Origin of the sequence: Peribacillus sp. YIM B13477, from assembly GCF_042787955.1 — a bacterium.
In the GTDB taxonomy this organism is placed as follows: domain Bacteria; phylum Bacillota; class Bacilli; order Bacillales; family DSM-1321; genus Peribacillus; species Peribacillus frigoritolerans.
The window spans coordinates 413060-437523 of the sequence record NZ_JBHZPD010000001.1 but is presented as its reverse complement, the minus strand read 5'-3'; the positions used below and the strand labels follow the sequence as shown (position 1 = coordinate 437523).

The 24464-nt window shown below is 41.7% G+C and carries 28 protein-coding genes and 1 pseudogene; 8 read left to right on the top strand and 21 right to left on the bottom strand.

All coding sequences use genetic code 11. From position 1 onward, the window contains the following. Positions 1–512 precede the first annotated feature (512 nt). Positions 513–1373, top strand: coding sequence for a DUF1002 domain-containing protein (locus ACFX4H_RS02185; RefSeq protein WP_034311302.1), 861 nt, complete (start codon positions 513–515; stop codon positions 1371–1373). Positions 1374–1708: 335 nt separating this feature from the next. Here ACFX4H_RS02185 and lysA read toward each other — a convergent pair whose 3' ends face one another. The 5 genes from lysA to ACFX4H_RS02160 all read right to left on the bottom strand — a co-directional run bounded on the left by lysA (position 1709) and on the right by ACFX4H_RS02160 (position 6434). Beyond that, positions 1709–3037 (bottom strand): diaminopimelate decarboxylase, encoded by a 1329-nt coding sequence (gene lysA / locus ACFX4H_RS02180; RefSeq protein ID WP_241634480.1) that lies wholly within the window; start codon positions 3035–3037, stop codon positions 1709–1711. A gap of 271 nt (positions 3038–3308) precedes the next feature. Next, the gene (locus tag ACFX4H_RS02175; RefSeq protein WP_377434695.1) at positions 3309–4775 is read right to left on the bottom strand and encodes a spore germination protein; all 1467 of its coding nucleotides are present in this window, start codon (positions 4773–4775) and stop codon (positions 3309–3311) included. After that, entirely contained in the window at positions 4756–5361 is a 606-nt protein-coding gene (spoVAEA, locus tag ACFX4H_RS02170; RefSeq protein ID WP_095389705.1) for a stage V sporulation protein SpoVABEA, read from the bottom strand. The genes ACFX4H_RS02175 and spoVAEA overlap by 20 nt, the downstream gene beginning before the upstream one ends. Before the next feature lie 43 nt (positions 5362–5404). Beyond that, entirely contained in the window at positions 5405–5827 is a 423-nt protein-coding gene (locus tag ACFX4H_RS02165) for a stage V sporulation protein AB (protein ID WP_034308131.1), read from the bottom strand. Continuing rightward, on the bottom strand, positions 5817–6434 hold the full coding sequence (locus ACFX4H_RS02160; protein WP_377433725.1) for a stage V sporulation protein AA: 618 nt from the start codon (positions 6432–6434) through the stop codon (positions 5817–5819). Before ACFX4H_RS02160 ends, ACFX4H_RS02165 begins: the two co-directional genes overlap by 11 nt. Before the next feature lie 410 nt (positions 6435–6844). Between ACFX4H_RS02160 and ACFX4H_RS02155 the strand changes: the two genes are divergently transcribed. Next, positions 6845–6970, top strand: coding sequence for a hypothetical protein (locus ACFX4H_RS02155; RefSeq protein WP_255256748.1), 126 nt, complete (start codon positions 6845–6847; stop codon positions 6968–6970). Further along, positions 6970–7158: pseudogene (locus ACFX4H_RS02150) on the top strand (transposase); the annotation flags it as partial. The gene ACFX4H_RS02155 and the pseudogene ACFX4H_RS02150, both read left to right, overlap by 1 nt. Before the next feature lie 151 nt (positions 7159–7309). Here the strand turns inward: ACFX4H_RS02150 and ACFX4H_RS02145 are convergent. The 12 genes from ACFX4H_RS02145 to spoIIM form a co-directional block, all read right to left on the bottom strand. Further along, positions 7310–8599: an NCS2 family permease gene (locus ACFX4H_RS02145; RefSeq protein WP_034311306.1), complete on the bottom strand. Its 1290-nt coding sequence runs from the start codon at positions 8597–8599 to the stop codon at positions 7310–7312. 281 nt (positions 8600–8880) lie between these two features. After that, positions 8881–9648: an RNA polymerase sporulation sigma factor SigF gene (sigF, locus tag ACFX4H_RS02140; RefSeq protein ID WP_034308137.1), complete on the bottom strand. Its 768-nt coding sequence runs from the start codon at positions 9646–9648 to the stop codon at positions 8881–8883. Positions 9649–9661: 13 nt separating this feature from the next. Further along, the gene (spoIIAB, locus tag ACFX4H_RS02135) at positions 9662–10102 is read right to left on the bottom strand and encodes an anti-sigma F factor (RefSeq protein ID WP_034308139.1); all 441 of its coding nucleotides are present in this window, start codon (positions 10100–10102) and stop codon (positions 9662–9664) included. Between the two features lies 1 nt (position 10103). Beyond that, a complete protein-coding gene (spoIIAA, locus tag ACFX4H_RS02130) occupies positions 10104–10454 on the bottom strand; it encodes an anti-sigma F factor antagonist (RefSeq protein WP_034308142.1) in 351 nt (116 codons plus the stop codon). Positions 10455–10585: 131 nt separating this feature from the next. Then, complete coding sequence (locus ACFX4H_RS02125) at positions 10586–11752, bottom strand: D-alanyl-D-alanine carboxypeptidase family protein (RefSeq protein ID WP_034308145.1); 1167 nt, start codon at positions 11750–11752, stop codon at positions 10586–10588. 205 nt (positions 11753–11957) lie between these two features. Beyond that, the gene (locus tag ACFX4H_RS02120) at positions 11958–13262 is read right to left on the bottom strand and encodes a pyrimidine-nucleoside phosphorylase (protein WP_377433721.1); all 1305 of its coding nucleotides are present in this window, start codon (positions 13260–13262) and stop codon (positions 11958–11960) included. Positions 13263–13328: 66 nt separating this feature from the next. Next, the gene (locus tag ACFX4H_RS02115; RefSeq protein ID WP_377433719.1) at positions 13329–14141 is read right to left on the bottom strand and encodes a purine-nucleoside phosphorylase; all 813 of its coding nucleotides are present in this window, start codon (positions 14139–14141) and stop codon (positions 13329–13331) included. Next, positions 14142–15344 (bottom strand): phosphopentomutase, encoded by a 1203-nt coding sequence (deoB, locus tag ACFX4H_RS02110; protein WP_034308148.1) that lies wholly within the window; start codon positions 15342–15344, stop codon positions 14142–14144. Positions 15345–15639: 295 nt separating this feature from the next. Continuing rightward, on the bottom strand, positions 15640–16533 hold the full coding sequence (gene xerD / locus ACFX4H_RS02105) for a site-specific tyrosine recombinase XerD (RefSeq protein WP_034308151.1): 894 nt from the start codon (positions 16531–16533) through the stop codon (positions 15640–15642). 5 nt (positions 16534–16538) lie between these two features. Continuing rightward, positions 16539–16766, bottom strand: coding sequence for a YqzK family protein (locus tag ACFX4H_RS02100; RefSeq protein ID WP_034308153.1), 228 nt, complete (start codon positions 16764–16766; stop codon positions 16539–16541). 166 nt (positions 16767–16932) lie between these two features. Next, positions 16933–17382: a ferric iron uptake transcriptional regulator gene (gene fur, locus ACFX4H_RS02095; RefSeq protein WP_034311309.1), complete on the bottom strand. Its 450-nt coding sequence runs from the start codon at positions 17380–17382 to the stop codon at positions 16933–16935. Between the two features lie 119 nt (positions 17383–17501). Then, positions 17502–18149, bottom strand: a complete 648-nt coding sequence (gene spoIIM, locus ACFX4H_RS02090) for a stage II sporulation protein M (protein ID WP_034308157.1) — start codon at positions 18147–18149, stop codon at positions 17502–17504. 139 nt (positions 18150–18288) lie between these two features. Here spoIIM and ACFX4H_RS02085 point away from each other — a divergent pair, with 139 nt between their 5' ends. Further along, positions 18289–18852 (top strand): GNAT family N-acetyltransferase, encoded by a 564-nt coding sequence (locus tag ACFX4H_RS02085; RefSeq protein ID WP_054400247.1) that lies wholly within the window; start codon positions 18289–18291, stop codon positions 18850–18852. 35 nt (positions 18853–18887) lie between these two features. Here the strand turns inward: ACFX4H_RS02085 and ACFX4H_RS02080 are convergent, their stop codons facing one another. Both ACFX4H_RS02080 and ACFX4H_RS02075 read right to left on the bottom strand, forming a co-directional pair. Then, positions 18888–20069, bottom strand: a complete 1182-nt coding sequence (locus ACFX4H_RS02080; RefSeq protein ID WP_241634491.1) for an endonuclease Q family protein — start codon at positions 20067–20069, stop codon at positions 18888–18890. Beyond that, positions 20070–20621, bottom strand: a complete 552-nt coding sequence (locus tag ACFX4H_RS02075; protein ID WP_034308163.1) for an NUDIX hydrolase — start codon at positions 20619–20621, stop codon at positions 20070–20072. A gap of 75 nt (positions 20622–20696) precedes the next feature. On the opposite strand from ACFX4H_RS02075, the gene mciZ reads away from it, so the two are divergent. The 3 genes from mciZ to ACFX4H_RS02060 all read left to right on the top strand — a co-directional run bounded on the left by mciZ (position 20697) and on the right by ACFX4H_RS02060 (position 22488). Then, positions 20697–20858 (top strand): Z-ring formation inhibitor MciZ, encoded by a 162-nt coding sequence (mciZ, locus tag ACFX4H_RS02070; protein ID WP_072273199.1) that lies wholly within the window; start codon positions 20697–20699, stop codon positions 20856–20858. Between the two features lie 56 nt (positions 20859–20914). After that, positions 20915–21823: an aldo/keto reductase gene (locus ACFX4H_RS02065; protein ID WP_241634493.1), complete on the top strand. Its 909-nt coding sequence runs from the start codon at positions 20915–20917 to the stop codon at positions 21821–21823. 239 nt (positions 21824–22062) lie between these two features. Continuing rightward, on the top strand, positions 22063–22488 hold the full coding sequence (locus tag ACFX4H_RS02060; RefSeq protein WP_053535641.1) for an Ohr family peroxiredoxin: 426 nt from the start codon (positions 22063–22065) through the stop codon (positions 22486–22488). Between the two features lie 44 nt (positions 22489–22532). Here the strand turns inward: ACFX4H_RS02060 and ACFX4H_RS02055 are convergent, their stop codons facing one another. Then, entirely contained in the window at positions 22533–22970 is a 438-nt protein-coding gene (locus ACFX4H_RS02055) for a MarR family winged helix-turn-helix transcriptional regulator (RefSeq protein ID WP_241634495.1), read from the bottom strand. Positions 22971–23132: 162 nt separating this feature from the next. Beyond that, entirely contained in the window at positions 23133–23393 is a 261-nt protein-coding gene (locus ACFX4H_RS02050; protein WP_034308173.1) for a YqkE family protein, read from the bottom strand. Between the two features lie 129 nt (positions 23394–23522). Between ACFX4H_RS02050 and ACFX4H_RS02045 the strand changes: the two genes are divergently transcribed. Continuing rightward, positions 23523–24425, top strand: coding sequence for an alpha/beta hydrolase (locus ACFX4H_RS02045; protein ID WP_377433714.1), 903 nt, complete (start codon positions 23523–23525; stop codon positions 24423–24425). Positions 24426–24464 lie beyond the last annotated feature (39 nt).

Here is a 24464-nt window from a genome sequence, read left to right as displayed (position 1 = left end):
ACATATAACATTTACATCATACATAAAAATCCCGTTCGTTTCAACATCACTTTCAGCACTTGATTTATCAATGGGCTATGTGCTAAGCGATAAACAGCCAGTATACGATTCCCCATATCAAAGCGATAATAAGCATCATAAGTAAAAGAGTCTTATTACTTTTCCTCATCCCATACTCCCTTTATGAATGGTCCAAATATTTAAATAACGAATTCATTCTACTATAACTTAACACAATCTGACAAATATCCTTGCAATCTTGCTTCAATTTTACTACATTGGTAAAGTGATCTAGGTTCATAGAGTGCCATCTTTGGTATAAAAGACGAAGATACACCCAACTTCTTCTTTAAAATGAACGTAGCTATTTGGCTATAAATTTTTTTCAGGAATATATGTATCTTTTTTAGCCTTTGTTTCGTCAAATACTATGAATCTGATTTAAAGTGCCGCCCTTTTATTGAAAGGTTCCCAATTCAGCAGGAAAGTTAAGGAGGATTATCATGAAAAAAATGAATAAATGGGTCATTGTAACCATTTTATTATGTCTATTATTGCCATATAAGGCTTTTGCAGATGCAGCTGTTGGTGAAATGATCGTCACACTTGGTGAGAATTTGACAAATGAACAAAAAAATATGATTTTATCAGAAATGAAAGCACCAAATGATGTTGAGGTTTTAACCGTTACAAATGCGGAGGAACATGAATACTTAGGAGACTATATCGCTAGCCGTCTAATCGGTACAAAAGCGATTTCATCCTCTGCGATTACTTTGGAGGAAAAAGGTACCGGTCTTAAACTTGAGTCGAAAAACATTAACTGGGTTTCCGATGAAATGTATATCAATGCACTGGCTACTGCAGGAGTAAAAGATGCTACCGTTTATGTCACCGCACCTATACCCGTTTCCGGTACAGCGGCTTTGACAGGAGTCATTAAAGCCTATGAAATATCTGCCGACAAGAAGATTCCTGAAGATGTAAAACAGGCAGCGAATGAAGAAATGGTGAAAACAGCAAAATTGGGTGACGAAATCGGTACGGAAGAAGCCTCTGCACTTGTTACGAAAATCAAAGAGGAAATGGCTGCAAATCCACCAGCCAATACTGAAGAGGTCCGCGAGGTTGTCGAGTCTTCAGCAAAAGACCTTGGAATCGCCTTAAATGAAGATCAAGTACAAAGTTTAATTGATTTATTCAATAAGCTAAAAGAATTGAATATTGATTGGAACGCTGTCGGTGATCAGCTGACTGCAGCTAAAGATAAACTTTCCAATTTTCTTGAATCCGAAGAGGGTCAATCATTTCTGGATAAATTAAAAGAAGTGTTCAGTAGTTTAATAGACGCAATCAAATCACTTTTCAGCTGATTCAAATAAAAAAAGGATGGCCAATGCCATCCTTTCAGACGTAGACAAACTCGAAAATCGAGTTTGTCTATTTTTATTGCCTGTACAATTTGACCGTTGAGTTCCACTGCAGGCACTCGCTTTCCGCGGGCGGTCCGCCCTCGGCACTCGCCTGCGGGGTCTCCCTTTTACGCGCTTTTCCCGCAGGAGTCTCGTCCCTTCCGTTCTAATTAATTCCTGAGGTCTTGAAAGTATTGCTATTGGTTATTTGGTTCGGGAACATCATTTGAGCAAAGTTACGTTTTCCAAAGCCCTTTATTTATAAACTGAAAGGATGGCAAATGCCATCCTTTTTTCTATTCTTTATTGACGACTGCCGCTTCATGAAGGGCCAAGTCCAAATGAATAAGATCTTCGTAAGTTTCGCGTTTGATGACCAACCGGGCTTCTCCCTTTTCGGCAAAGACGACAGCCGGTCTCGGAATGCGATTGTAATTATTCGACATGGAATATCCATATGCCCCTGTACAAAATACCGCCAAGACATCACCGCGTCCGGCTTTCGGCAATGGTAAATCCCAAATCAACATATCTCCGCTTTCACAGCATTTGCCGGCAATGGACACTGTCTCTTCCACAGGGTCGAGCGGCCGGTTTGCAAGAATGGCATCATATTTAGCTTCGTAAAGAGCGGGACGTATATTATCACTCATGCCCCCATCCACGGCAATATATTTACGGACATTAGGAACTTCCTTTTCAGAACCCACCTTGTACAGTGTCACACCGGCGTCTCCTACCAATGAACGGCCAGGTTCGATCCAGATTTCAGGCATCACTAAATCAGAATCAGCAATCAGGTTCTGCACTTCCCTAACGATCTCCTCAACATATTGAGACGCCGGTAGCGGGTCGTCCTCTTGTGTATACCGAATCCCGAATCCCCCTCCGAGATTCAATACCTTTGGTTGAAACCCTACCGAATCGTGCCAATCACTCAGCTTGCCGATAATTTTTTGGGCTGCCAGAAGGAAACCGGTCGTTTGAAAGATTTGGGAGCCGATATGGCAGTGTAATCCAAGAACTTCCAGAAAGTCACTATGAAGCGCTTGTCGAAGGGCAGCTTCTGCCTGGCCGTTAATAAGATCAAAACCAAATTTCGAATCTTCTTGCCCTGTCAAAATATAATCATGCGTATGGGCTTCAATACCCGGTGTTACACGAAGAAGGATTTTCACCTTTTGTTCACGGTTTGTACAAATTTCTTCCAACAGTGTCAACTCCGAAAAATTATCGACTACTATACAGCCAATGTCATGATCCAAAGCCATATGTAGCTCTTCTTCACTTTTGTTATTTCCATGGAAGTGAATCCGTTCTGTTGGGAAATTTGCCTTAATTGCCGTATATAATTCCCCCGCTGAGACAACATCGAGAGACAGTCCCTCTTGCTCAGCCAATTGGATCATGGCAATCGAAGAAAAGGCCTTACTTGCGTAAGCAACTTGTGCTGAAACCCCCAATTCCTCAAAAGTTCTCTTGAACCCCCTCGCCCGTTCGCGAATTAGCTCTACATCATAAACATATAATGGTGTACCAAATTGTTCGATCAATTCGATCGTGTCCACTCCGCCAATCTCCAGATGTCCACGTTCATTGACACCGCCGGTTCCGTACAAATGCATGATAGCCTCACCTTCCTGACTTAAAACTATTAATAAGAAATGAGGCAGCCTCAAATAAAGAAAACCTGCTGTAAAGGGTCTTCTATATAATCCAGCCTCATCCGAATCAATTATCCCATGTAAATATTGTTATCTATGACTGCTTAGTAGTTCGAAGGGAAAGACAGATTGGTTTAAACTCCAAAGAGTCATAGTAGCTTTATCTCTTTGTTAAGCCCAACTTTATCGCTTTATCCGAATAAAAATAAATTACCACAACTTTTCGACAACATCAACCTTTAGATTTTCTTGGCTGCCTATATAGATCCTGGGGATGTACAATGCTCGGACGTTCTATAGAACCTGGATAAGGTCTTCTAAATATTATATGTGACAAGGCCTTCGGCTGAAACGGGAGAAGCGGCCATAAATAGGGTGTATTTAATGTTTTTATACTAGTGAGCATGATCAAATAGAGTGTGATGCCTATGACTAAGCCAGGCACTTTAAATAATGCGACCAAGACTATCAGTGCTAAACGGGTAATTTTATTTGCAACCCCTAGCTCTAAACTCGGAGTGACAAATGTACCTATTGTCGCTACGGAAGCGTAGAGAACCACCTCAGGAACAAAGAGGCCAACATCTATCGCTATTTGCCCTATCAAAACCGCCGCAACCAAGCCCATTGCCGTGGAAAGCGGGGTCGGGGTATGAACGGCTGCCATCCTTAAAAATTCTATCCCTATATCGGAAATGAAGATTTGGAAAACAATGGGTATATGCGTTTTTTCATTCGGCCCGATAAACTCGAACTTTTCCGGCAGGAGGGAAGGATCTAAACAAAACAATAACCAAATCGGCAGCAAGAATAACGAAACGAAAATCCCTAGAAACCGGACCCAGCGCACCAAGGTCCCAACGGCAGGTGCCTGACGATACTCCTCAGCGTGTTGCATGTGATGAAAAAGGGTGGACGGGGTAATGATGACACTCGGTGAAGTATCCACATAAATAAGGACATGGCCCTCAAGCAAATGCGTTGCCGCCACATCAGCCCGTTCCGTATATCTGACAAGCGGGTATGGGTTATACCTTTGCTTTACGATGAATTCTTCGATCGTTTTATCAGACATCGTTATGCCATCAACCTCAATATTATTCAATTCCTTACGAACGATTTCTATTAAATCGGGATCGGCAATATCTTTAATGTAGCCGATGGATATATCCGATTTCGATCGTTCCCCTACATGCAGCATTTCGAAACGTAATCTTTCATCCCGGATTCTTCGTCTGGTTATCGCTGTGTTAATGATGATATTCTCGACAAAACCATCCCTTGATCCACGGACGACTTTTTCGGTATCGGGTTCTACTGGCTGTCTCCCGGGATAACTCCTGACATCCACGACCAGCCCTATTGGTTTACCATCAACAACAACGACGATTAAACCGGATAATACCTGATCAACAAGCTCATCCATCGTCTTTATTTCCTGAACGGATTGGTGTACGAGCAAGTCTTTGACTACATCAAAAACTTTAGTAGACACGATATCGGCATTTTTGTTATGAATAAGAGAATCGAGGATATCAATGATGTACTCCGTATCCGTCAGCCCGTTTATATAGTAAATATGTACATCTTTTCTTAATACCTTTATCTTTCTTACCCCTAAGTCAAAGCTGACGCCTAGACCTACTTTCTCTTCCATGTATGCGTCAACTTCCGCTACCCTACTCGGAATCGGCATCATGTTTTGAGGTTTTTCTGAAGTCATCATGACCACTCCTTTCCAATATGATTTCCACCGCTAGCTTCGTTATCGGTGCTCCTCTTTTAAAATCGTCCTGATGGGACATTTTTCCGATATCCCCTATCCCAACTACTATGGGAACATGTAATTGATCGATGCAATACACCGTATCTCCTGTTATCTTGCCCAGTTCAAATTCCTCGGCGCCGTATTTATCAACCCCGTTCGGTGTCAAATTACCATCACGGTCAATACAGATATCCACCTTGGTCCACTCTTCCCTTCTAGTCTTTGAAGCGACCGCTATCACGCCAAGGACATCAATATCAGGGTGTCCGGCAACTACCTTCATTGCCTGTTCGCCTGATCCTTCTCCTATAAAACCGCTATCATCAAACATGACCAATACAGGGTCATACTTCGCCTTTTTTATTAATTCAACTAACTCCAAGCCCGTATATCGTGATGGATTACCTTGGGACATGGAGATACATCTTCCCCCTATTTCCTTGGCTACATGCTCGACAGCCCGTTTCGCATACTCATCACCATCCGTAATCAATATCACTTTTCGTTTGGTCACCATCTTGGGCCTACCTTTCATCATCAGGAATAGTTACCTCTTACACTTATAAGTCGACAAAATAAATCCATTGGAATAATGATCCGGCTATTTTCCCCAATACGAGTGCCATTAACAGATAAATGATCTTCTCTTGAATTCCGATTCGTTTTGAAAGAACTGGAAATACATTCAGGACTTCAGTTAAGGCAGCCGCAAGCATTCCATTAAATATCCCGTCAGCCAACCCGATCGGAATTAAAAGAAAATGCGGAAGTGAAAGTTCCGTTTCCTGTAATCCTAACCATGTTCCTGCGACAACTCCGGCAATGATGGCTCCTTCATAGTAATGTATCATTTTCATTGTTTTTGTCAGCTGAGTCAGTCTTGGAATCACCCCAAGTACAGTTAAAAACGCTACAAAACCGGCACCTGTTGCAAACCCCCCGGCTAAACCGACAAAGATTCCGAAGATGATTTTACCGGTCATCAAGGTGGCGCACGTTTTCCTTATTTTCATTCATGATTACATAACGGTCCAAATCCTGCTGATAGTTGAACATTTCAACCTCGAGCGGACTAGGTTCCTCATTGAAGCGTTTTTTAAAGAAATGATTAAAAAATAGAATCATGCCCATACCAAGGCCGAAGCTATATGGGATTTGGATCAATAACGGCTTATCTTCCACTTTTCCCGTTATTATAGTAAAGATTTTTTGATGCACTTCCCCCATGCTGACATCCACATGAAAATTCATGATCGTCATCCCGCCGCCGACAAATAACAAAAACCAAACTAAAGCGAATGTCAGGTATGACATTTTCCTTTTCGAGAGGATGACTTCGATGATCGTTTGGGAAGGGCCGAATGTTTCCACTTCAATAGTCGGATCCACCTTGCGGATGGCCATGATAACTTGAGCTAAATCAATGACAATAATATTCTTATCTTCCTTCTTGACCGTTAATAATATGATTTCTTCAATTTTGGTAATCACTTCTTCAGGTCCGATTATCCTTGCAATATCTTTTATCCTCACCGTTTGATTTCCCTTTGCTTGTACACGGTTCCTCATCCTGATATATACAACTGCCATTATCATCACATCCCGACCTTTTATTTCCTTATGCTAGTAGTATGGATTGGAAGCAGTTTGAAAATGCAGGAAGTGAACCATGTCCAAATATTACTAATTTGAAACCAAAAAAAGACACGCTGCAAGACAGCATGTCTCAAACTGTAAACAAATTCGATTAAAAACGAGTTTGACTACAGTTTTTTTGCTTGTACAAACTTGGACGTTGATTGGAACGTAGGGCACTCGCTTTCCGCGGGCGGTCCGCCATCGGCGCATTCGCGCCGGTGGGGTCTCCCTTGGACTCGCTATTCCCGCAGGAGTCTCGCACACCCGCTCCAATCAACATGTTTAAAAATTTGGATAGTACTCCTTTTGCCTACAGTCTTTTTTGTTTTAAAATAGATCTATTAAAATTTGAGGTGATGAGGATGCTTTCGAAACATCATCTTCAACGAGATCAACTTGAAATGATTACTTTAGATCAACTGGTGCCGGCGAACCATTTGGTTCGTAAAATGGAGGCTTCCATTGATCCAGTCATCATCAAGATGTAAAACCTTTATATGCGAAACGTAAAGAAACGATTGAGCATGTATTCGCAGATGCAAAAGAAAAGCATTGTATGCGTTGGATAACTTTAAGGGGACTTAAAAAATTGTTGATGCAAGCGATGCTTACTTTCGCTGCCATTAATTTAAAAAAGATGGCCACGTGGACATGGCAAGGTCCTAAAATCCTGTAACATAGTGACTCGAAGAGCCCAAATCTCTTAACCTTTGGTCAAAATTTCAAAGGGAATTTTAAAAGGGGTTCGGAATTTTTTAATTCCGAACCCCTTTTGCCACTGAAACACCTGCAATGTCAGAGATGTCTTTTTGGTTTACATTCAACTATTAATGAGTGGGGAAGAAAATCAGCTGAACCAAAAATATCAATCCAAAAATATAAATGAGCGGATGTACCGATTTTCCTTTTCCGCTGAATACCTTCATTAGGGGATATGTGATGAACCCAATTGCAATCCCTGTAGATATACTTGAAGTAAGCGGCATCGTTAAAATGATCGCAAATGCCGGAAATGCCTCATCAAAAATTTTCCAATTGACTTTAGCCAGTCCTTCCATCATGAAACATCCCACGATGATCAAAACGGGTGCTGTGATTGCCTGAACGGAAGAAATTGCCGATATCAATGGAGAAAAGAAAATCGATACAGCAAACAAGATGGCCACGACAGTTGCGGTTAATCCCGTACGTCCGCCTGCAGCCACTCCAGTACTTGATTCCACATAGGCAGTCGATGGGCTTGTACCAAACATCGAGCCGACTGTAGTCGCAATCGCATCACCTAAAAAGGCTTTCTTGGCACGAGGGATTTTCCCATCCTTCGTTAGTCCTGCCTGTTCTGTCACGCCAATCAAGGTGCCTGTCGTATCGAAGATCGTCACAAGTAAAAAGGCGAAGACAATTGAATATAAAGAATTCGTGAAGACCCCAGCGATATCGATATCGAAAAATACCGGTGTTGGAGGTACAGATAAGACCCCATCGAAGTTGAGCAAACCGATAAAGTAGCCAATGATTGCCGTAACGATCATGCCAATGAAAATGGCCCCTTTTATATTACGGGCCATAAAAATCAAGGTAATGAATAAGCCTGCTAACGCTAAGACGGTTCCTGGCTGATGTAAATCGCCAAGCGTCACCATCGTTGATTCATTTGGCACTACGATTCCAGCATTTTTCAATCCGATAAACGCAATGAATAAACCAATTCCGGATGTAATGCCGTATTTTAATGAGTCAGGAATCGCATCAATTATCATTTTACGCAAGCTAGTCACGCTAATTAATAGAAATAGCAAACCGGCAATGAAAACCGTACCGAATACGGTCTGGTATGAAAGGCCCTGTGCCCCCACCACGCTGGCAAAATAAGCATTCAAGCCCATCCCTGGTGCTATCGCAATCGGGTATTTTGCAACGAGCCCCATGATTAGGGTACCAATCACCGCTGATATGACCGTTGCCATGAAAACTTGTTCAAATGGAATTCCGATTGAAGACAATAATGCCGGATTCACAATAAGGATATAAACCATAGTTAAAAATGTCGTAACACCCGCCATGACTTCTGTACGGACATCCGTCCCATTTTCTTTCAGGGAGAAAAACTTTTCCATAAACATATTTTAGACCTCCAGATCTAAAGGAATCACCGACAACCGTTTGCACGAAAAGACAAGGTGTCCTAATATTGTAATGCATCGACGTTTTTCCTGTTCATTATTCATTGAAAGAAAGATAAAAAAACGAATGAGAAACGCGACCTTTACTATAATATTCGTTTTTATCCCTAAATTCAACTAAAAATTCGACCCCATCCCTAGTTTCATCTTAAATCACTTTTACTTTTTCCTAAAATCAGTATTTATTTTCAGCTCAATAAAAAAAACCACATGAATCACTGATTCATGTGGTTTTTCATTTGCTGAAGAATCTTCTTCTCCAGCCTTGATACCTGAACTTGGGAAATACCAAGCCTTGCCGCCACTTCCGATTGCGTCTGATCTTTATAATACCTCAGGAAAACAATCAGCCTTTCACGTTCATTCAATTCATGTATGGCTTCTTTCAAAGCGATTTGATCGAACCAGGATGTTTCATTATGGTCGGCAATCTGGTCAAGAAGAGTAATCGGATCTCCATCATTTTCGTAAACCGTTTCATGGATCGATGAAGGGCTCCTGCTAGCTTCTTGGGCCATGATGATTTCCTCTGGCGAAAGCTCTAGATGTTCCGCCAATTCATTGACAGTCGGAACGCGGCCATACGTCTTTGAAAGTTCCTCTTTGGCCCTGCGAATTTTATTCGCCATTTCCTTTAATGACCGGCTTACTTTAACCGTTCCGTCATCACGGATAAAACGTTGGATTTCACCAATGATCATAGGCACAGCATACGTTGAGAATTTCACTTCAAACGATAAGTCAAATTTATCCACGGACTTCAACAGACCTATACAGCCTATTTGATAAAGGTCATCCGGTTCGTAACCTCGATTGAGGAATCTTTGCACTACTGACCATACAAGCCTCAGATTGCTATTGACAATCAGATTCCTCGCATCTTGGTCACCGCTCTGGCTGCGTTGGATTAAATTCCGCAATTCCTCATCTTTTAAATGGGGCTGGCCTTTCTTGCTCTTCTCGTTTTTAACCTCCACATCCATATGCAAGTCTCCCTTAATTGCACAAAGCTCTGCTTGTAGTTAAGTGCTTTTTTAATCGAATGATCGTGCCTTCGCCCTTATGGGAAATTATATTGATTTCATCCATGAAGTTTTCCATGATGGTGAATCCCATACCGGAACGTTCAAGTTCGGGTTTTGTCGTAAATAACGGCTGTTTAGCCTCCTCGACGTCTTCAATGCCCAGTCCTTCATCCCGGATGGTCAATTCCACAGTATCGCCTTCGATGACCACTGAAATGTAGACCCAACCTTCCGGGTCACTCTCATATCCATGGATGATCGAATTCGTAACGGCTTCTGACACGACAGTCTTGATCTCTGTCAATTCATCCATCGTCGGGTCCAATTGGGCAATGAATGCCGCAACAGTTACCCTGGCAAAAGATTCATTTTGGCTAAGTGCAGAAAATTTCGTTTCCATTTTATTTTTCATATTAGGCAACCCCCAGTCTTTGCAAAGCGTTTTTTTCGGATAGTTCCATTTTAACAATTTTAAACAACCCTGACATCTCAAATAACCGCTTTACTGCTGGAGAAATTGCACAGACCACCATTTCACCTTGCTTTTTGTTTACCTGCTTATAACGGCCCAAAATAACTCCGAGCCCTGAACTGTCCATAAAATCCAATTCTTCCATGTTGAGGATGATATGCTTGATATTATGCTTTTGAATGGCTGCCTCTGCCTGATTTTTCAGTTTTTCTGCTGTATGATGATCTAAATCACCTTTGAGACGAATGCACAATACGCGATTTTTCGCCTCCATATTAATCGTAAGACTCATTATATACAGCCTCCTTCACTGTCTTATAAAGAGTCAAATTCTCTTTTTCACCTGCCGATTCCTCCTTACTAGCAAAACTAGTGGAGTTTCGCCTAAATTAGTACGATTAACAGGCAATGCGACAATTTATTCTATTTCGCCTGGGTAAACATGCCGAAAGCCCGTTTATACAATTGCCACCAGCTGGCATTATCAACAGTTTCCTTCGCAACAATTGGAGATTCGACATATACCTTACCGTTTTTCTTCAATTCAAGCGTACCAATTTCATCACCTTTTTTAATCGGGGCATCCAAATCTTTATCAAGCGTGATTTTTTTTGTAAAGTCCTTTGCCGTTCCGTTTTTGGCTGTCAAAACTGAAATAGGTTCACTTGTGACGCCCACCACGGTTTTCTTTTGCCCTTTACTTACCTTGGCTTCACCTAACACCTCACCGCGTTTATAAATAGGGTATGTGATGTATTGTGAAAATGCATAATCTAACATCTTGGTAACCTGAGCGTTTCGTTCCTTTGGAGAAACGGCTCCGAAAACGACGGCAATGACACGCATATTCCCTTTTTTGGCAGTCGCTGTCAAACAATATTTCGCTTCATTTGTGAATCCTGTTTTCAGTCCATCGACCCCAGGATAAAATTTCACTAACCTATTTGTGTTGACAAGCCAAAATTTCTTTTCGGTATTTTCACGGAGATAATCTTCATATGTACCCGTGAACCTTGTAATCGTATCGTATTTCAATAATTCCTTCGCCATGATCGACATATCATGTGCTGAACTGTAATGATCTTTAACAGGAAGTCCTGTTGCGTTTTGGAACTTTGTATTTTTCAACCCGAGGTCTTTCGCCTTTTTGTTCATTTCCCTGACAAACTCTTCTTCCGATCCAGCTAGACGTTCAGCCATAGCCACCGATGCATCATTCGCCGAACCAATCGAGATGCCTTTAAGCATTTGTTCCGTGGTCATTTCTTCACCTGGCTCGAGGAAGATTTGGGAACCGCCCATCGACGCTGCATACTCACTAGTCCTGATTTTCTCCTTCATGCTGAGTTCGCCTTTATCGATCGCTTCCATGATCAGCAGCATCGTCATGATTTTCGTCATGCTTGCCGGTGAAAGGCGATCGTCTGCATTTTTATCATAGAGAACAGTACCTGTATCCCGTTCAATCAAAATAGCGGATTTAGCATTTGCCGCCAATTCGACTCCTTTTTCTTCAGCTGCTTTTGTATGCGGGATGTTAAAACCCAATGCTACCAAAACGGTTAAAAATACAGAAAGAATCCGCTTCATCTCCATACCCTCCAATCTTTATATTTTTTATTTTTTCCATTAAACCCATTTTTATACAAATAAAGATGAATTTTGAACATATACTGGATATAGGGTAACAATGTGAACCAAATTAAAAGAGGATGCGCATGGGCATCCTCTTTTAATTATTCAATGGATAAACGTAAAAAGGCCGCTCAAAAGCGCGGCCTTTTTTGGGAAATGTTTATTCCATGATCTCTTTATAGATCAATGTAGGTTTTTCTATTTTCTCTTTGGAAATCGCAATGCTTTCATACAATTTTTCTTTAACCTTTGAAACATCTTCGAAATTGCTGTAAATCGTCACAAGTGATTCACCTTTTGCCACGGTTTCCCCGATTTTTTTACGAAGTACCAGTCCGACGGCCAAATCAATCTCTGATTCTTTTGTCGCCCGCCCGGCGCCTAACAGCATGGCTGCCGTTCCTACTTCATCAGCGATGATTTCCGATACATATCCGTCCTCTTTCGCTTCCAGCTCAAAAGTATGAGCAGCCTGCGGTAGTTTTTCCGGCTGATCTACAACCGAACCATCGCCTCCCTGTGCTTCCAGGAAAATCTTGAATGAGTTAAGTGCAGAACCATCCTTGATCGCATTTTCCAGCAAGGTTCTTGCTTCTTCCAGCGAGCTTGCCTTTTTGGCAAGGTATACCATATGGCTACCCAGTGTTAAAGAAAGTTCCGTTAAATCTTCCGGTCCCTCTCCTTTAAGTGTATCGATGGCTTCCTTCACTTCTAAAGCATTTCCGATAGCGTAACCCAACGGTTGGCTCATATCGGAAATGACAGCCATCGTGTTTCGTCCCACATTGTTTCCGATGCTAACCATTGCATGCGCCAATTCTTCGGAATCTTCGAGAGTTTTCATGAAAGCGCCCGCTCCCGTTTTAACATCAAGTACGATTGCATCAGCACCAGCGGCGATTTTCTTACTCATGATCGAGCCAGCAATCAAACCGATACTGTTAACGGTACCCGTAACATCGCGCAATGCATATAACTTTTTGTCGGCCGGAGTAAGGTTACCACTTTGCCCAATGACAGCTATCTTATTTTTATTGACAAGTTTGATGAACTCGTCATTTTCTATTTCGACATGAAATCCTTTTACAGACTCCAACTTATCGATCGTCCCGCCTGTATGGCCAAGACCGCGTCCTGACATCTTTGCCACTGGAACACCAACAGCAGCAACCAATGGTCCAAGCACTAGAGTTGTGGTATCACCCACACCGCCTGTTGAATGTTTATCGACCTTAATTCCTTCAATCATCGATAAATCAATTTGATCTCCCGATTCGACCATTGCCATGGTTAGATCAGCACGTTCCTGCTCATTCATGCCTTTAAAATAAACAGCCATTGACCAAGCGCTCATTTGGTAATCCGGAATCGATCCATCGGTAAACCCATTGATGATGAACTGTATTTCTTCTGTAGTAAGAGCCTTTCCATCACGCTTTTTCTCGATTAAATCTACCATTCTCATATTAGAATCCCCACTTTTTAAAGACACCGAATTTCTTTAGGTGTACTTATATTTTTTTGGTTCGTTTTATATGTCTTTAACGATTTGCTTAACAAATTCAAGAAAACTGCTTTTCACTTTTTCAGTCGTTTCAATTACCTCTTCATGTGACAAAGGCTGATCCAGAATGCCCGCGGCCATATTGGTAAGGCATGAGATTCCGAGCACCTTCATTTCGCTATGCCTTGCTACGATAACTTCCGGGACTGTCGACATACCAACTGCATCCCCGCCAAGGATCCTTGCCATTTTCACTTCTGCCGGTGTCTCATAGGTCGGTCCTGTATTACCGATATAGACACCTTCTTTAATATCCAATCCTAGTGAAGCTGCTATTTTTTTTGCTTGCGTCCGAAGGTCTTTATTATAAGCTTCCGACATATCAGGGAATCTAGGGCCAAAACGCTCTTCATTAGGACCAATCAATGGGTTTGCCCCCATTAAATTAATATGATCCGTAATGAGCATCAAGTCACCTGGTTGATAGCTTTCATTAACGCTTCCGGCAGCATTCGTTACGATTAACTGTTCAACACCAAGAAGTTTCATTACACGGACAGGGAAAGTGACCTTTTCCATGGAGTAACCCTCATAAAAGTGGAAACGTCCTTGCATCGCGACAACATTTTTGCCACTTAATTGTCCAATGACAAGCTGTCCAGCGTGTCCTTCAACAGTCGATACCGGGAATTCCGGGATTTCGTGGTAAGGAATCGTTATCGGATTTTCAATTTCATCCGCCAATACTCCAAGTCCGGAACCAAGAATCAGTCCTATCTCCGGAGAGCCTTCAATTTTACTTTTTATGAATGACGCAGCAGTCTCTATTTTATTAAACATCTATTTATTCTCCCCTAAATTTAGATCGCCCAATATATTTTTTCCGAAGGCAGGCATTTTCACATCAAAATTAGCAGCGACCGTCGCCCCTATATCAGCAAATGTATCTCTTATCGGGAGTTCGGCACCTTCTGTAAATCGTTTGGAATAGACTAACAATGGTACATATTCACGTGTGTGATCGGTTCCTTCATGGACCGGATCATTCCCGTGATCGGCAGTGATGATCAATAAATCATCCTCTTTCAATTTATCAAGGACTTCAGGCATCCGGGCATCGAATTCTTCCAATGCCTTTCCGTATCCCTCTGGGTCGCGGCGGTGACCGTATAAAGCATCAAAGTCGACTAGATTAAGGAAACTTAACCCTTTGAAATCCTGTTCTACCGTTTGGATTAATTTATCCATTCCATCCATATTGGATACGGTCCTTAATGATTCAGTGACACCTTCCCCATCAAAGATATCCGAGATCTTCCCGATTGCAAGGACATCATATCCAGAATCTTTCAATTCATCCATTACTGTCCGGTCAAACGGTTTCAATGCATAATCATGACGGTTAGGCGTTCTTTTGAAGTTGCCTGGTTCACCAGTGAACGGTCTGGCAATAACGCGTCCAACCTTGAACTCATCAGCCATTGTCACTTCACGGGCAATTTCACAAATCTTGTATAATTCGTCTATCGGGACGATATCTTCATGTGCAGCAATCTGTAATACGGAATCAGCTGATGTATATACAATCAGCGCACCCGTTTTCATATGTTCCTCGCCAAGCCTCTCAATGATTTCCGTGCCGCTTGCCGGGACATTCCCAATAATTCCCCGACCCATTTTCGCCTCGAGTTCATTGACTAATAATTCCGGGAAACCATCCGGAAATACACGGAATGGAGTCGATATATTCAACCCCATGATTTCCCAATGTCCAGTCATCGTATCTTTTCCTGTAGAGGCTTCCTTCATTTTCGTATAGTATGCGAGAGGTTGCTGAGCTTTTTCAATTCCCTTGATGTCACGGATATTGCCTAAACCCAATTTTGCGAGAGTCGGCATGTTCAATCCGTTCATTTTTTCTGCGATATGGCCGAGTGTATCCGCACCTTTATCGCCGAATAAATCTGCATCAGGTGCTTCGCCAATCCCAACTGAATCCATAACTATTACAAATATTCGTTTAAATGCTGAATTCCCTTTCATGAGTCATTCCTCCTAAAATAGTAAATCACTTTTTATACTCTCTATAATACCCTTATTCTGCTCAGTTACTCTTCATTTAAATGAAATCGCAAGAACGTCAGAAGTCTGACCTCTCTACATTGTAAACGATTACCATGATGGAGACAAATAATATATTTCGGAATGAAACAAAGTGCCATAAGATGTCCGTTAGAATCATCAGCATCCGTATAGCCGTCTCGCCGACACAGAAAAGGCTGCTCCTTCAACTGCCTTGCAGTTAAATTCACAACCTTTCTATCATTCTATTAACCCTTTAAGCTCGCGGATGGAATTTTGAATAGACATCCTTAATCCGTACGTTCGTAATATGTGTATAAATTTGAGTTGTCGAAATATCCGCATGACCAAGCATTTCTTGGACGGCACGTAAATCAGCCCCATTCATCAACAGATGTGTCGCGAAAGAATGTCTCAGTGTATGTGGTGTAATTTCTTTTTCAATTTGTGCCGATTTTACAAGTTTTTTTAGAATCTTCCAAAATCCCTGCCTTGTCAGCCTGTTTCCATGATGATTCAAAAAAAGTGAATCTGTCCTGTGCTTGGGGCTGGCCATTTTCCCCCGGGAACTTTCCAAATAATGTTCAATCGCACCCAATGCAGTTTGTCCAATCGGAATGATCCTCTCTTTATTTCCTTTCCCTACACAACGGACAAAACCCATCGATGCATGGACATCACTCACATCCATGGATATCAACTCACTGACACGCATACCCGTCGCATACATCAGTTCGAGCATTGCCTTATCGCGTAATCCGAATTCATCCATTTTCTTCGGGGCTTCCAATAGTGCTTCAACCTCTTCCATGCTTAATACCTTTGGAAGGCTTCGTTCCGGTTTTGGCGTTTCTATATGTATGGACGGATCCTGATTTGTTACTCTTTCCCTTAGAAGAAATTGATGAAAAGACCGAATGGAAGCTATATGACGCGCCACCGTCTTCGATGATTTCCCTTGATCCTTTAACTGCACGAGAAAATGCAGGATGTTCACCCGCCGCGAATCATTCCAATCTTCAATGGTTTCAACATCTTTCAGAAAGCTCCAATATGATCTTAAGTCACGCTCATACGAGACGAGCGTATTCTTGGCAAGTCCTTTTTCAATGGTTAAAAAATGAATGAAATCCCTAATTTGATTCTCCATATTCATTACTCCCCGTTTAAATAAAACAACATTAGGCGTTCAAGCCATGCATCATCACCCGTATCAACAGCCTTCGATACTTTTACAGCCATGCCTTTCGGTTCATCATAACGATGATAACTTTGATATTCCTGATTTAACCATACCATTCCTATATAAAAAAGAACAGTGAAGCTAACAAAGAGAATCATCACTTTAGCCGTGTGCAAAATAAGCGATAATGATGTTTTCATCCTTTCCCCTCCCATTCGACCCTTTGTATCAATCTATGCCCAACAGGACAAGTTTTATACGTATTTCGGAAAGGAGAAAACAAAAACAGCTCTTACTTGAGAAAACCAGCTATTAAAATGCAGAAAACCTTCTCCATTAAATGGAAAAGGTCCGACTTCATTCACCTTAATTTTCTTCTTTGTCATGACATCGATGACAAATGCCATGAAAGGTTAATCTATGGTCTTTTATCTTGAAGTTCCAGTCGCGTTCCACAATGTCTTCTACGTCTTCAAGTAGGTCTTCCTGGATTTCATCTACCGCACCACATTCCACACAAACAAGATGATGATGGAAATGCGCAGCTCCTTCTTGTCTTAAATCATAACGGGAAACCCCGTCTCCAAAGTTAATTTTATCTACTATTTTCAATTCAGTCAGCAACTCTAGCGTACGGTAAACTGTTGCCAATCCAATTTCCGGCGACTTTTCTTTGACAAGGAGGTAAACGTCTTCTGCGCTTAAATGATCCTCTTCATGCTCAAGTAAAACGCGGACGGTCGCTTCTCGCTGAGGCGTTAATTTGTAGCTGGACGAGTGTAACTGCTTTTTTATCCTATCAATTCTGTTTTCTATTTCCATACCTAATATTCCCTCCCGCGCCGCTATCTTATCCATTATATCAAAAGAGGGAAAACTGTCAAAATAGATTTCTTGTTAATGATAAAAAAATTTGCGGGAACGGTATATTTCCATCAATGACCCAATAAACTTACGACATTTTTCATTAAAGAAGGGGATAGGTACGCTTCAAATGCAGCAGCCGTAATCAAGAATAACCCTGACAAAACCAATGAGAAAATATACCGTGAAATTATCGGCTTCAGCGGTTCACGAACCTGCTTAAGAAAAATCCGGCTGATCATTTTCATGGATAGTGAAACGGCAAGGACGGTTATTACGATGAATATCGGGACGATGAATATATTTTGGGGCAGAATAGCGACAAACGATAATAAGAACCCGCTCCATCCCATTTGATTGACTAAAAAGCCTACCGTGAATCCAACGACCATCCCTTTTATAAATAACAAAACCAGGATGACAGGCAAACCGATGACCGATATTCCGAGAATCCAGATGACCCCGATATATTTTATATTATGCATAATACTTTGGCTGAACATATCATGCGAAGATGCAAATTCACCTTTGGATACTTGTCCGAAAAATTGCGATAAATAATAGAACAAGTCTTCCTTTTGGGTAAAGCTCAAACTATTCACCAATATTGCCCCAAAAATGACACCCATCAAAAAAAGCACAGTGATAAAGACATATAATGAGGAATGTTCGTTAATATGTTTCATTACGGCATTTTGTACGACAGATTTTTTTTTCATCTTTCATCCTCCCAACTCCGCTTACTAGAATCTATGTTTTCACTCTTTCATTTATGCTAAGAAAACTTTCCCCTTCAGCCGAATACATTGAACCTAATTTATGTTATAATTTTCCACATCAATGAGATGGAGGCAGGATATGAAAGCTATATTAATGGATTTTCCCGAAAAAATTGAAACCCCTCGATTATATCTAAGACCTTGTCAGCCTGGCGATGGCCTGGACCTTTACGAAGCCATTGTCCATTCTAAACCTGAATTGAAACAGTGGCTGCCGTTTGCCCATCAAGATGTTTCTTTGGAAACTTCTGAACAGAACGTCCTTAAGGCCTTTGCGGACTTTATTTTAAAAGAGGATATCAGACTCCATATTTATAGAAAAGAAGACGATCAATTCATCGGCTCCACTGGTCTGCACCGAATCAACTGGGATATTCCTAAATTCGAAATTGGCTATTGGATTGATACGAGATTCAGTAAACTGGGCTACATAACGGAGACAGTGGAAAAGTTAACTAAATTCGCCTTTTACCATTACGGTGCAAAACGGGTCGAAATCCGCTGTGACCCTAATAATATTGCCAGCAAACGGATTCCCGAGAAGCTGGGATTCACCCTTGAAGGAATTTTGCGTAATGACTGCCTTAGTGCAGACGGCATGGAAGTGCGGGACACCTCCATTTATGCAAAAACAACAAATTAAAAAAGTCCTGACAGATCTCATCTGTCAGGACTTTTTCAGGTTAATTCCTTTTTGACCTTTCCGTACTTTCCTCCGCCCCCCACTTCAAAAGAAAGCGTCCCTTTTCTGGCAGAATCGATGTAGACCGCCAATTTTTCAGGAACGATTTCCATTAGCTGTTCAAGCGTAACTTCATGAAGGATATTCATCTCTGTTCCAAATGCCACCAGCAGTTTTTCCATGGATTTAGGTCCGAGTCCCGGGATGAAGTCGAGTGGCACTTGATGGATATACGGCGGCCTTTCCTTTCCGTCCCTTCTGTCCATCCCGGAAACGGAGAGTTCTTCAATCCTGGCCGATACCCCTTTAATAATGGAGTTATTACCACACTCAGGACATTGTTCACTATCCCTCAATACCTGATGTAAACACCCTGAACATACGGTTTGATGATACTTTCCCAATAAGGGGTTCAATCCATAATTAACGGTCACCTTGCGATTCCCTGTTTCTTTTAGGGCTTTTGCCAGCTCATTGAAACTTGGTTCTTCAAGCAGGACTTTTTGATATTCACGAGCGATTTTCCCAAGCGAATGCGCATCGGAATTTGTTACGAATACATATGAGTCCAACTCCTCGATATCCTTGACCATTTCTGTATCTGAACTTAAACCAAGCTCGATGGCATCAATTAGCTCCGGATCGAATACTTCAGTCAGACTTGATCGCACCCCTTTTCCATATAAGCTTTTAAATGGGGTGAAAACATGTGCCGGGATAAACAGGCCACCCAGTGACTTCACGATTTTTTGCAGCGTTCTTCCATCACAATAAATCCTTTGGGAGCTCAAGGTGATATTTTTAACATGTCCGCTCATCCATGAGGAGAATTCCTTCATCGCTTTTAAAGTGGGAAAATAGGCGAGGACATGGATCGGTCCATTACAATTATGATCATAAATTTCAATCTCCGAGCCCGGAATGATGGTTGTATTCTTGTATTGAAGCCCGCCTTCAGTCTTTTCCGTGATTTCGCCATCAAGAATCCCCGCTTCGATCTCTTCGATAATTTCAGGAGAATGACAATCGATTATCCCGATTAGATCAAGGCCCTTCCTTTCACTTGCCACTTGCAGCACATTGCTGAAGGTTAACGTTTTAGCACCTGTTATTTTCACGGCCCTTCCGCTTCTCGTTCTGCCTATATGGATATGCAGGTCAGCGTAATACTCTTTCATTTATGATGTCATCGCCTTTTTCAACTGCAGATACTGAACTGCATATGCCGTTTTGGCATCCTGGATCTTCCCTTCATCCATATAAGTTTGAGCTTCCTCCAGCGTGAGTTCAAGCATCTCGACAAATTCATCTTCATCCAGCGGTGCCGCATTTTCTTTCTTTTTCAAATTGTGGGCCACATACAGGTGGACCAATTCATCAGCAAAACCTGGGGATGTATAGAAGGATATGATGTGCTCCATTTTTTCACATTCATAACCTGTCTCCTCTTCCAGCTCCCGTTTAGCCGACAGAACCGGTTCTTCGCCTTTTTCAAGCTTCCCTGCAGGAATTTCCACCAAGCTCCTCTCCAGCGCTTTACGGTACTGTTCAACCATGATGATTTTATTTTCTGACGTGAGAGCTATGACGGCAACCGCTCCCGGATGCTTGATTATTTCACGTTTACCCGTTTTCCCATCAGGAAGCTCTACATCATCCACTTGCAGGCTGATTACTTTTCCTGTGAAGATTTTTTCCGAAGACAGCGTTTTTTCTTCAAATTTTTTCATCGTGACCACTCCTCTGTTCTAATTGCAGCATGATTCCTCATACATTTTACCATAATAGAGATGGAGGGCGATTTAATGAAAGTTTACGTATTGGAAAAAAGCGTTACTTTATCCGGAAAGAGCTGGGAAATCCTTCAAAAACTAAAGCAATTACAAAATCAATATGTTTATGTCAATGATTGGATTGCCGACATTCACGATCAGGTGCCACCCACTCCTTTAAAACGGATCAAGTGAATTCTTTGAGTGAAATGGATTTCTCCTTTACAATGAATGTAAAGGGAGTGGATAACATGAAAAAACGCAGACTGGGAAATTCTGACTTGCTAGTTTCTGAAATCGGGCTTGGATGCATGTCACTGGGGACTGTTGAAAATGAGGCATCCGAAATCATACAGGCCGCTTTAGATGAAGGAATCAATTATTTTGATACGGCCGATTTATATGATTTCGGTATGAATGAAGAAATCGTCGGAAAGAATTTAAAATCGGTCCGCGATAAGGTATACATAGCCACCAAGGTCGGAAACCGCTGGAATGAAAATAAAGATTCCTGGAGCTGGGATCCATCCGGCGCTCATATTAAAACGGCAGTAAAAGATAGCTTAAAGCGATTGGGGACTGATTATATTGATCTTTACCAGTTACATGGCGGCACCATTTCAGACAATATCGAAGAAACGGTAGAAGCATTTGAAGATTTGAAAAAAGAAGGCTATATCCGATATTATGGAATTTCCTCGATTCGTCCGAATGTCATCAAGGAATTCACTGAAAAGTCTGAGCTTGATTCCGTGATGATGCAGTTTAATCTGCTCGACCGCCGCCCAGAAGAGTGGCTGTCCCTTTTCGCCAACAAACAGATCAGCATGATCGCCCGTGGCCCCCTTGCCAAAGGGCTGCTCAGTGAAAAAATGCTTGAAAAGGCAAATGAGGATGGATACCTTGACTATAGCTATCACGAACTTAAAGATTTGCTTCCGCAAATAAAGGACAAACTTTCCGATAGGAAGTTGAATGAAACGGCACTTCAATATGTATTGTCCCATCAAAGCGTAGCTACCGTTGTTCCAGGAGCAAGCTCAGTACAGCAGCTACGTGATAACTGCCAAGCTGCCAACAGCCCTTCACTGTCCACAACCGAGTTGGATATCCTGAAGCGGTTGACCAAAGTGAACAAATATGAAAGTCACCGGAATTAAAAAAGAAATGTCAGGACAAACCTTTAGGCTGCTCTATCTCCGTTTAACCAACGGGATAGTCAGCCTTTTTCCGTTCCATCTTTTTTTCGCCTTCTTTACCAACTTCAAGTTTCCGATCATTCTAATTCCTTCCAAAACCCATTTAACGGTTTTAAACTTTTCATTGGACATCCTAAAATCAATATTGTACAATTCAGTTGTGCACAATCAAAAATAAAAAAGATAAGGGAGAAAAAATGATGACAAAAACATTATTTACAACGTCTGTAACAGTCGATGGCGGAAGAGAAGGAACGGCAATTTCTGCTGACGGCAACTTCACGGTTGATATTGCGATGCCTGGAACACCAAGGGCTAAACAGATGCCTGAAGCATCTAATCCGGAACAGCTTTTTGCAGCTGGATATGCTGCATGTTTTGATAGTGCTTTGCAATCAGTTGGTAAAATTGAACGCGTTTCTTTCGATTCAAAAGTCACCGCAAGCGTCAGTCTATTGATGGGTGAGATGCATCAGTACAGCTTGGCTGTAACTTTGGCTGTGAAGGGATCCGGGGTCGACAAGGAGACATTCGAAACCCTTGTTCATAAAGCGCATCAAATGTGTCCTTATTCAAAAGCAATCAACGGCAATGTGGACGTCGCCTTTGAAATAGATGTAGACTAAATCCAATAAAAAGACGCTTGGGGTTCCCAAGCGTCTTTTCTTCGCTAAAATTCCTGTAATGTTTTCAATAGTTGGAGCAGCGAAGCTTTTAAATCCTCGACCACCTTCTTATCGTCACCCGACATTGCCGAAATGCGATCGGGAATGAAACAGGCATCTTCCTGTAAACCAAGTCCCTTTTCCGTCAACTTAATCATGACAGACCGTTCATCTTCAGTCGAACGTTCACGGACAATCAAGCCATTCTGCTCCATTCGTTTCAACATGGGGGTAAGCGTTCCTGAGTCGAGGGCAAGGAGCTCCCCAAGTTTTTTTACTGTAAGTGTATCCTGTTCCCATAATAGAAGCAGAACAAGATATTGAGGATATGTCACTTCAAGTTTATCAAGCAGCGGTTTATATTTCTTCGTCATTTCCCGCGAACTTGCATAAAGCAGGAAACATAATTGGTCTTCCAGTACTTTTTCTATTTTATTTTGCATCCTATCACCAGCTAATAGTAGTCCATCCGATATGAAAGCATATCGAACTTATCTTTAATATAATCGTTATACTTTCTAAAATAAAGGAATATCAGCAAGCAATAAATCTTCCTGAACAGAAAAAGGGTGCCAGCCCTTTTAAAATTTTAATTGCTCCCTGATCTATTTATAGTTCTTCCAGTTCAGATTGCTTTCACCCAATAGTTCTTCGAATGATTTATTCTTCTCCCGCCGCTTTCTTTCTTCACGTTTTTTTTCTTCTTCCGCTTCCCTTTTCTCTTGTTCAGCCTCATTAAGTTCTTTTTGCTTTTGACGAAGCTGGGACATGATATCTTGATTGATCATATCACCTAGTTTCAATGAAGATGAATCTTTATCTTGATTTTTGCTTTGACTTTGTTTTCGCGGCTGTTTCTTTTTCATCCTTAAAACCTCCTGGCCATTTATTAAATTATTATATCACGACTGCCGTTTTCCTCATCATGGTTTTCAAACAGTGTTTTCCCATTTCCCTCATGGTAAAATAAAGAAAATCATTCGAGGAGGTCCTTTATGAAGAAATGGTGGTTTACACTGGCTGGAATCCTAGCGTATATCATCGGCGTCGGCCTTTATTTTTCCAATCGGATCATGTACATGAAAAAGAAGGAAGATGATTTTATCCAGAATCGTGAAATCATGGCTAAACGCCTGATCACGGAGGATTTTGATAATCTGCCTAAATCGGAAATTTGGGTATCGTCACCATCCGGATATTCCTTGAAATGCTTGTTTATCGAACCGCATGACACTAAAAAGTGGGTGGTCATTTCTCACGGTGTGACGGAGAACAAAGTCAATTCGATTAAGTACATGAACATTTTTCTTAAGCGGGGCTTCAATGCGATCATTTATGACCACCGCCGGCATGGGGATTCCGGTGGCAAGACGAGCAGTTATGGACATTATGAAAAATTCGACCTGAAGGCCGTAATCGATGAATTGAAAAGACGTAAAGGGCCCGACCTTCATATTGGCATTCATGGAGAATCCATGGGGGCCGTAACCCTGCTTTTATATGCCGGAATGCTTGAAGATGGTGCTGATTTTTACATTGCCGACTGTCCATTTTCGAACTTCGAGGATCAGATCAAACACCAGCTTAAGCATGAAGTCCCATTTCCTTCTTGGACCGTATTTCCGCTCGGGCGTACGTTCATCAAACTCCGTGACGGATATTGGACCAATGAAGTGTCCCCAATCGATTATATGAAAAATATCCGAAAACCCGTGCTCTTCATCCATAGTGAAAATGACAGTTTCATTCCCGCTTCCATGACAGCGGAATTATATGCAGCAAAAAAGGGCCCAAAACAGCTGTACATCGCTAAAAAAGGGGCCCACGCTCAATCTTATAATGAAAATCCAAAAGAATACGAAGATCAAATCGATCAGTTTCTAAAAAAACTTGTCTGAGAAGAAATGAGAGGGTATCCACGATCCCCTCTTTTGCTT